6 protein-coding genes and 4 pseudogenes are annotated in these 9,010 nt (G+C 68.2%); all 10 read right to left on the bottom strand.

The genetic code is table 11. The features are described from left to right. A pseudogene (locus tag BCD48_RS19160) lies at nucleotides 1–314 on the bottom strand (beta-glucosidase); the annotation flags it as partial. Nucleotides 315–375: 61 nt separating this feature from the next. Then, complete coding sequence (locus BCD48_RS19155) at nucleotides 376–2,907, bottom strand: glycoside hydrolase family 2 TIM barrel-domain containing protein (RefSeq protein WP_071049814.1); 2,532 nt, start codon at nucleotides 2,905–2,907, stop codon at nucleotides 376–378. A gap of 261 nt (nucleotides 2,908–3,168) precedes the next feature. Further along, nucleotides 3,169–3,609 (bottom strand): annotated as a pseudogene (locus BCD48_RS55735) (DDE-type integrase/transposase/recombinase); the annotation flags it as partial. Nucleotides 3,610–3,630: 21 nt separating this feature from the next. Beyond that, nucleotides 3,631–4,461: pseudogene (locus BCD48_RS19150) on the bottom strand (TIGR03564 family F420-dependent LLM class oxidoreductase); the annotation flags it as partial. A gap of 247 nt (nucleotides 4,462–4,708) precedes the next feature. Next, on the bottom strand, nucleotides 4,709–5,542 hold the full coding sequence (locus BCD48_RS19145; RefSeq protein ID WP_071049813.1) for a TauD/TfdA dioxygenase family protein: 834 nt from the start codon (nucleotides 5,540–5,542) through the stop codon (nucleotides 4,709–4,711). Continuing rightward, nucleotides 5,539–6,156, bottom strand: a complete 618-nt coding sequence (locus BCD48_RS19140) for a carboxymuconolactone decarboxylase family protein (protein ID WP_071049812.1) — start codon at nucleotides 6,154–6,156, stop codon at nucleotides 5,539–5,541. The genes BCD48_RS19145 and BCD48_RS19140 overlap by 4 nt, the downstream gene beginning before the upstream one ends. A gap of 1 nt (nucleotide 6,157) precedes the next feature. Continuing rightward, entirely contained in the window at nucleotides 6,158–6,880 is a 723-nt protein-coding gene (locus BCD48_RS19135; protein ID WP_491677148.1) for an SDR family NAD(P)-dependent oxidoreductase, read from the bottom strand. 56 nt (nucleotides 6,881–6,936) lie between these two features. Further along, nucleotides 6,937–7,686 (bottom strand): annotated as a pseudogene (locus BCD48_RS19130) (SDR family NAD(P)-dependent oxidoreductase). Between the two features lie 64 nt (nucleotides 7,687–7,750). Next, nucleotides 7,751–8,038: a cytochrome P450 gene (locus BCD48_RS53835; RefSeq protein WP_071049811.1), complete on the bottom strand. Its 288-nt coding sequence runs from the start codon at nucleotides 8,036–8,038 to the stop codon at nucleotides 7,751–7,753. Then, entirely contained in the window at nucleotides 8,035–8,907 is an 873-nt protein-coding gene (locus tag BCD48_RS19120) for a cytochrome P450 (RefSeq protein ID WP_071049810.1), read from the bottom strand. Before BCD48_RS19120 ends, BCD48_RS53835 begins: the two co-directional genes overlap by 4 nt. Between the last annotated feature and the right edge of the window lie 103 nt (nucleotides 8,908–9,010).

The following is a 9,010-nucleotide window of genomic DNA, read 5'->3' as shown; positions in this document are numbered from 1 at the left end:
ACCACCCCGTTCAGCGCCTCCACGTGGAAGATCGCCGGAATGCCGAGCCGGGTACGGGTGACCAGGAACCGCTGGATCTCGTTGACGGCCTTCGCTACCTGGTCGGGCGTCTTGTGGCCCAGCATTCCGAGCGCCGCGACGTGACCGATCCCCAGCCCCAGGGCGCGCTCCGCCGCGTCCTGGAGCAGGCCGTCGACGCCGAGAAGCCCGGTCGGCATCGTCGAGGTGACCTGCTGCGCCTTCTCCTCGACGGTCATCGTCCGCAGGAGCCCGGTCGCCCGATCCGCTGGGCTCGAGATGGCGTCCCGGCTCATGCGTGACTCCTTGCTGTGTTCCGGCACTGTGTCCGGCCCGGCCGGTCGACGGGCGTGGCGGTCATCGCGGTTCCTCCGCCTGGGCCGCCGGCGCCGCCTCGATGTGGGCGGTGACCGGAGTGCAGTCGTCGGCCGTGACGGTCACCGTGATCGCGCCGGGCGCGGTCGGGCGGATGACGGCGAGCGCCCGTCCGTCGAAGGTCGTCCGGACCGTGTCGAAGAAGTTCTCCTCCGAGCGCGGGTCCGCGCTGCCGAAGCCCTGCAGCACACCGGGCCCGGCGAGCTCCACGGCCACTCGCCGGTCGGCGGTGTTGTGGAGGTTGCCGGCGGCGTCGACCAGGGTGACGGCTACGAACGCGAGGTCGCGGTCGTCGGCCGTGATCCGGGCCCGGTCGACCGTGACGTCGAGCCGGACGTCACCGGTGGCGGAGCGCAGGGACATCCGGCCGGTCTCGTGCCCGCCGGTGTAGGCGACGGCGGTCAGCTCACCGGGCTCGTAGACAGTGTCGAACGCGGCGATGAACCGGTTCTTCTCCCCCGCCGACGCCCGGCCGACCGAACGGCCGTTGACCAGCAGCTCGACCTCGTCCGCGGCCGCGTAGACATCGACCCGGACCGGCCCGTCCTCATGGCCGTCCCAGCTCCAGCTGGAGATCGAGTCGCTCCACGACCACCATGTCGCCAGCCGGACCGGCTCACCATGCCGCTCAGGGCGGTGGACGGCGATGTAGGGCTCAGCGCGCAGGCCGAACACGATCTCCCGGTAGTAGGAGGCGGGACGACGATGGCCGGTGATGTCGATGTCACCGCACCACGCCGCAAGCCACGGATAGGCGCCCTGATGGTCCGGCATCGCGCCGGCCGACGCCTCAGGGTCGCTCTGGTACTCGACCCGGCCGATCCCCGGCTCGCCGAGGTAGTCCCAGCCGGTCCAGGTGAAGTCTCCGATGACGTGGCTGTTGTCCTGGACGAGCCGCCAGTTGCGATCGATGTCTGACGGATACGTCTCGGTGCCGACGATCACCCGGTTGGGAAACAGCGTCCGGTCCAGTTCGTACCGGGAGTCGAGGTAGTTGTAGCCAGCGACATCCAGATACGCCATGGACTCCGCGGTCCGCATGGTGACGATCTCGGAGGTCATCAACGTCGGCATGAACTCGCGGAAACGGGTCATCAGGTCGTTGACGTCGCCGGTCATCTCGCTGGTCCCGTCGCCCGCCGAGCTGCCGTTCGCGCTGTTATTCTCCGCGGACTCGGCACTGCCAGCGGCGATGGCCGAGAGCACCTCCGGCCCTGCGGCGAGCAGGCCGTTGACGGCGTTCGTGACGAACCGGGTGCCGTCGAGCTCACGGACCTTCTCGGCCAGCCGGCGACCGAGCACCGCCCCGGGCGCTGTGCCCACCTCCGGGATCTCGTTGCCGATGCAGTAGAAGACGACACAGGGGTGGTTGACGTCCTTGGCGACCATCGCTCGGACGTCCGATTCCCAGCTGGCGATGAAGTCGCCGGCGTAGTCGTGCGCGGACTTCGACCGGGTCCAGACATCACTCAGCTCGTCCATGACGAGCATGCCGAGCTGGTCACACGCGTCGAGCAACGCCCTGCTGACCGGGTTGTGAGCGCCACGGATCGCGTTGAAACCGGCCTGTTTGAGGATCTCCACCCGGCGCCACTCGGCCCGGTCGATGGCGGCCGCGCCGAGCACGCCGTTGTCATGGTGGACGCAGGCACCGCGCAGGTTCACCGGCTCGCCGTTGATCCGCAGGCCCCGGCGGGCATCGACGGTCAGCGAACGGACGCCGAAGCGGGTCGTCTCCTCGTCCAGCCATTCGCCTTCGACGGTCACCGCCGTGCGACAGGTGTAGAGGTAGGGATGCTCCACGCCCCACCGCCGAGGCTCGGCCACGGTCAGCCCCTGGCGCAGGGTGGCCGTGTCGCCGGGAAACACCGTGACCGGGGCGACGTCCCTCGCGACGATCTCGCCGTCGCCGTCCACGATCTCGGTGACCACCTCGACCGTCCGCGTCACCGCCGACTCGTTCTCGACCTCGGTCGCCACGGCGACGATGGCCAGCTCGTCGTCGATGGCCGGGGTCGTGACGCGCACGCCGTCCAGCGCCACGTGCAGCAGCCCGCCGACGATGAGGCTCGTGCCGCGGTAGATGCCGCCACCCGAATACCACCGGCTGTCGTCCTGGCTGCGCGCCTCCACCCGCACCTCGTTGTCCGCCCCGTACCGCAGCAGATGATCGGCACGGACATAGAAGTTCGAGTAGCCGTAGGCGCACTGCCCCGCCAGGTCGCCGTTGACGTAGACCCGGGCATGGCGGTAGACGCCCTCGAACTCCAGCGTGACCCGCCGCGCCCGGTACTCCTCCGGCACGAAGAACGTCTTCGTGTACTCGTAGCCATCCGCCGGGAAGTAGCCGCGGTGACCCGCCTCAGCATCCGAACCGTCCCGCTCACGGCACACCATCGCGTCGTGCGGCAGCCGCACCGGCTCCCAACCGTCGTTCGCCCGGCCGAGCAGAGCCTGGAACGCGTCGGGCTTCCGGCGGTACGACCAGCCGTCGTTAAGGGATTTACGGATCACTCACAGTCTCCTGATCGTGTCCCAGCGCCGGCCACCCTCGGTGGACGGCAGCGCGGTAGGGCGGGCATGGCACATGCGGGGCGGAGAGATGTGTCGGCATTCGTGTCCCACATCACTAGTACGTACTAGTAGCGTGGGACGTAAGTTAGCACCAGCAACTCGTGCGCACAAGGCCGGCATGTTTCCGGACCGATGTGACGGGACGGGGGCCTGTTGCGTTGAGCCGGCCCGAGGCATGGCTGAGGCGGGTTCGTTGCCTGGTCAGATGGCCTGCGCGAGCTCGGTAAACGCGGCTGTGAGTCGGTGGTGGGGTTCGGCGTCGACGCCGAGTTCGTAGTGGCCGCGGCGGAGATTCTGACCGAAGGCGTGCCCGGAGCCGATGACCTGGGCGGAGCGCAGCCGTTTGAGCCCGCGCATCGGCCGGAGCCGTGCCTTCAACCGGCCGCGATCAGCTTCGACCTTGTTGTTCGCATACCGGGCGTCGACGTGGTAGGCGGCGGGGAGCTGTTCGTCGAGTACCCGCGGGTACGCTGCGGCGCGGTCGGTGGTCACCGCGACCGGACGGCGGCCGTGGGCCGGCGCCTTGGCGAAGAACCGGCGGGCCGCGGCCAGGTCCCGCTTCTCGGAGGCCAGTACGTCGATGACCTGGCCGAACTGGTCGATCGCCCGGTACAAGTACGTCCACCGCCCGGCGACCCTCACATTGTCGTCGCCGGCCGGGACGATGTGTGCGTGGATGTCGGTCGGGCCGGCGTTGAGGAGCGCCTCGAGCTGCGCGGTGACCGCCGCCTCGCCGCCGACGATCGCGGCGTCGGCGGGGCTGTCGGCGCCTCCGATCGCGAGGATCCGCTGGTAGGCCGGCGAGCTGGCGTACATGACGGAGCTTGCCGCTACGGCGGAGCGGGCTTCCTGCTCGTCGTCGTGGACGACGATGAGCAGCCCGGCAACCAGGCGGGGTGCTGGTCGGCCGGCCGCGGAGATGCGTGGGTAGGCGTGTTTCTCGATCGCGGCGGCGGGGGCCATCCATAGGATCGCGCCGGCGGCGTGTTCGCCCGCTATCCGCAGCATGCAGGGCGACAATGCCGCGAGCAACACCGGGACCGGGTGGGAGGCGCGGACGGTCCCGGCCGCAGCGTGGGTGGCCCAATCCTGACCAGTGACCTCCACCGCCTCGCCGCGCAGTAGGCCAGTCAGGATCTGCAGGTACTCCTCGGTGTTGCGGCCGGCATGCTCATACGACAGGCCGTACACGCCGCTGATGTTGGCCTCGTGCGACGGGCCCAGCCCAACCGTCAGGCCAGGTCGGCCCATCGCCGCCACCGTCGCAGCGACCCGCTGCGCCTGTAGCAACGGATGACACGGGTAGGTCTGTAATACCGCAGTACCCAGCTCGATCGCCCGGGTTTCCCGGCCGGCCAGCGCCATCGCGACCAACGAGTCGCCCTGCACCACGCTCGCGAACCACAGCGAGTGGAAACCATCCGCCTCGGCCCGCCTCGCCTGCCCGATGATCTTATCCGGCGTCGAGGCGCCACCCGTCAGACCTATACGCATCGACCACTCCGACCATTTAGACAACTTCAACTCGGCTTACCGCTCCCCGACGCCGCCGCGCGGGCTCACGTTGCGGACAAGCGATCACCGCCATTCGGGGACGCCGTCAGGCAATCCCGCGGCCGTCGAGCCCACCCCGCCTCACGCGCCTTGGGCGGATCTTGAATCAGTCCACGAGCGACTTCAAAGCCGCAGGTCACCCCCGGAATTGAGTCCGGCACCCGGGTATGAGGGGACCCTCTCCATGTCAGGCGATGGTTTCGACGCCGGCCAGGGTGGTGCGGTGCATGAGTCGGGGGGCGGTTGGTTCGTACGGGAGCGCGCGGTGGAGCATGCCAGTGTTATCCCAGATGACCAGGTCCCCTCGGTGCCAGTGATGGCGGAGCACGAAACGCTCGCGTGTCGACCAGGTGAGGAGCCGGTCGAGCAGGGCGCGGCTTTCGTCCGCGGCGAGTCCGACGACGTGGTCTGCCGTGGCTCCGACGAGCAGCGACTTGCGTCCGCTGCGGCGCGTCCAGATCAGGGGATGCTCGCGGGAGGGAACTCGATTCCAGATGGCGCGTTCCTTGTCGGACGGATGAGGGTTCGTGAGCAACTGCACGGCGGCGAAGCTGTGCACGACCCGCAGCGTGGCCAGGTACTCCTTCTCGTCGTCGGGGAGCGCTTCGTAGGCGGCGTAGGTGTTCGCGAACTCGGTCTCGCCCCCCTCGTCCGTTACCTGCTTCGCAGTAAGAAGGCTAGCCTTCTGCGGTACGTCGTCGTTGACCCCGTCGATGTGCCAGTAGAACGTGCTTCGCCGGTAGTTCGCCAGTTCACTCTTGGCCGGATCGAGGCTGATCGGGGAGATCTCAGGGTGAGATTCCAGCCCACCCATCGGGGCGACGACGACGTCGCCTAGTAGGCGGCTAAAGGCGACGAGGTCGCCGTTGTCGATGTGCACGTCGCGGCAGATGACGACGCCATAGGATTCGAGCGCGACCAGGCAGTCAGCGGCGACCTGTTCGTCGACGAGCTGGTGGCCTGACAGCCCAACGACCTCGCCGCCGAGCGCGGGCGAGACCGGCGTGACGGCGATACTCATGTGTTCGTCCCGGTGACGTGGGTGGAGTCCGTGGCGGCGGAGTGCAGGCGGATCAGCTCGTCGTCGAAGTCGAGGTCGAACGATCGCATCATCCAGGCGATCGTCTCGTAGGTGCCGACAGTGAAGATGACATCGAGGAGCTGCTGGCTGTCGAGCTCGCCAGCGAGCACCGCCCAGGTCGGGGTACTGATCGTGCCATCCGCGATCAACTCGTCGGCGGCGCGCAGCAGTGCCGCCTCCAGCGGTGTCCAGAACGGTGCGTTCGGCCCCCACGCGATCCGGCCGATCTCCTCGTCGGTCAGCCCCGCGTCGCGCCCTATATAGACGTGCTGCGCCCATTCATAGGAGGACTGGCGCACTGTCGCGACCCGCAGGACCAACAGCTCCCGCTGCCGCTCGGACAGGGTGGTCGCCATCAGGACGTGGCCGTTGAAGGTGAAGAACGCCTGCGCGAGCGCCGGGTGATGAGCGAACGTCCCGAGCGTGTTCATCGACCTCGGCCGGTTCTCCAGGACGGGGCGGGAGTACCGCGGCTCCGGCGGGTCCATGGCGGCCAAGGCTGGCCGCATCTGCGCTGGCCAGCGCTTGACTGGAAGCGGTTCGATCCGTGCCATGTCAGGTGGTCCTTCCGCCGTTGACCCCGATGACCTGCCCCGTGATGTAGCCGGCTTCCTCGCGTACCAGGAAGGCACACGCCGCGGCGATGTCCTCGGGCAGCCCGACGCGCCGGACAGGCGTCGTCGCCTCGTGCTGATCGACACCCTTGCCGAGAAATCCGCGAGATTCAGACCTGCGCAGCATCGGGGTGTCGATGAATCCCGGTGGAATGGTGTTGACCGTGATTCCCTGCGGGCCGAGTTCGAGGGCCAGCGCCTTGGCGAACCCCACGACCCCTGTCTTGGCCGCCGAATAATGCGTCATCAGCAGATTACCGGTTTGTGCACTGGACGAGGAGATCGTGACGATCCGCCCCACCCCTGCTCGATCATATAGGGCACGACAGCCTGGCAGCTGTGGAAGGTCCCGGTGAGGTTGACGGCGAGAATGCGCTCCCAGGCAGCGGGCGTGATGTGCAGGAACCGTTCGAAACCGTCGAGACCCGCGCTGGTCACCAGAATCGTCGGTGGGCCCGAGCCGCTCTCGGACGACTTCGACAGCGTCGTCGACCGAGGCGCGGTCGGCGACGTCGACGGTCACTCCAATCGCCTGTCCGCCGGCCTCGGCGACGCTGTCGACCGCCGTCTTCACGGCCGCGTCGTTACGGTCGAGCACGGCGACGCCATCGGCTGCCAGGCGTTGGCTGATGGCCAGGCCGATCCCCGAACCCCCGCCGGTCACGATCGCGGCACGCGGCGACGACGCGGCCGGGGGCTGTGTGGACGGCGCTGAGGGGATCACAGGTACCAGCCGCCGTTCACGCCGATCTGCCGGCCGGTGATGAACCCGGCGTCCTCCGAGCAAAGGAACTCGCACGCCGCCGCGATGTCCGCCGGGACCCCGGCCCGGCGTACCGGCGTGACCGCGGCGATCACGTCGACTCCGGGGAAGTGCCCGGCCGCCTGCGCGGCATGCGCCATCGGCGTGTCGATGATCGACGGCGGGATCGTGTTCACGGTGATGCCATGCGGCGCCAGCTCGATCGCCAACGCCTTCGTCAGGGCGATGACCCCACCTTTGGACGCGATGTAGTGCGCGCGGTTCGCCGCACCGGACTGCGCACTCGACGACGAGATCGTCACGATGCGCCCTCAGCCCGCGGCGAGCATGTCCGGCACCGTCGCCTGCAGACAGTGGAAGGTTCCCGTCAGATTGATCGCCAGAACGCGTTCCCACGCCTCCTGACTGATCGCGGTAAATGCACCGTCCGCGTCGACCCCGGCACTCGTCACGGCAATCTCGATCGGCCCTAACGCCGTGCGAACCTCGTCCATCGCGGCCTCGACCGCGGTCCGATCCCGGACGTCGACCTCGAGGCCCACCGCTTCGGCGCCTTTCGCCGTCAGCTCGTCGGCGGCCTGGCGGGCGACGTCACCCTGCACGTCCAACAGGGCCACCCGGTGTCCACGGGCGGTGAGACGCTCACTGATACCCAGGCCGATCCCTGATGCTCCACCCGTCACCACAGCAACACGACTTAGCACGATCTGGCACGTGCCTTTCGAGAGAAGGGACCTTGTCGCTCACCCTGGGGTGTGAACACCCCGTGCTCTAGCGGATGGGGGTGAAGGAAAGGTGGAGCTCGGTCAGGCCCCGCAGAATGAACGTCGGCTCGTATTCGTAGCGCCGCGCGTCAGCGGGGCCGTGCGCGGACTCGGAGATCTGGATGTCGGCCATCCGGGCGAGAAAGCGCTCGATACTGATTCTCGCCTCCGCCCGCGCGAATGGACCACCCGGGCAGGAGTGGGCGCCGCGCCCGAACGCGATGTGCTCTCGCACGTTGCTGCGATCGAGGCGGAACTGCTCGGGCTCGTCGAACTTGCGAGGGTCACGGTTCACTGCCCCGGGTGCATGGCCACCGTCGTGCCCGCCGGGATCTCCACACCGCCGACCGTCGTCGTCACTCGGGTCAGGCGGAAGTCGCTTTTCGTCGGACTTTCCAGCCGAAGCGTCTCCTCGACGAAGTCCCCGATCCGGCCCGGGTCGCCGCGCAGGAGATCCTGAAGCTCCGGGTTCTCGGCGAGAATCCGCATGCCCGACGCGATCAGCCGCGCCGTCGTGTCCCCACCCGCCGCGAACAGGAACGAAGCAAGCCGGGCAACCACCTCCAGCTCCGGCGTGGACTCGTCCGGGTAGGTCGCGAGCGCCAGGTCCGTCAGCACATCGGCGCGAGGTTCCCGACGCCGGTCCTCGATGTACTCCGCGAATCGCCGGTACAGAAACTCCAGCGGATTGCTCGACGCCGCCTGGCTGGGCTCGCCGACATCCGGCGTCGGCTTCTCCGCGCCCAGTTGCTTGCGGAACTCCTCGCGATCCTTCTCCGGGACACCCAAAAGATCCGCGATGACCAGAAGCGAAAACGAGTTGGCGTAGTGAGCGCCGACCTCGAATGCGCCTTCGTCGATGAACTCGTCGATCTGGCGATCAGCTAGCGCCCGCGTCCGGTCCTCGCTTTTCTTCAAAGCGCCCGGGGTCGGGAGCCTGCGCAACAGCGCCCGCTGGATCATGTGGTCCTCGCCGTCGAGGTTGACCACGAAGTCGCTCATCGGAAGCTGGTCGCGATACCGCTCGATCACCACGCTGATGTCATCGCCCTCGGGCGGCACGGGCAGCCCCGGGAAAGGACCACTCACCGCGTTACACGACGAGAACGCGTCCCGGTCTCCATAGATCTCGACAGCCTCCGGGTACCCGGTTACCGAGACCACACCCGGATGCAATGCCGTGAAGCGTAGTTTGATCTTTCCGGGATGTGGTCATGCTGCGCGTGGGGCGAGCGGGTGGAGCCGGATCGTTGGCGGGCCTGGATGG

This window comes from Pseudofrankia coriaricola, assembly GCF_001854805.1.
In the GTDB taxonomy this organism is placed as follows: domain Bacteria; phylum Actinomycetota; class Actinomycetes; order Frankiales; family Frankiaceae; genus Pseudofrankia.
The sequence above is the reverse complement of the archived record's forward strand: the minus strand, read 5'-3'. Positions and strand labels throughout refer to the sequence as shown.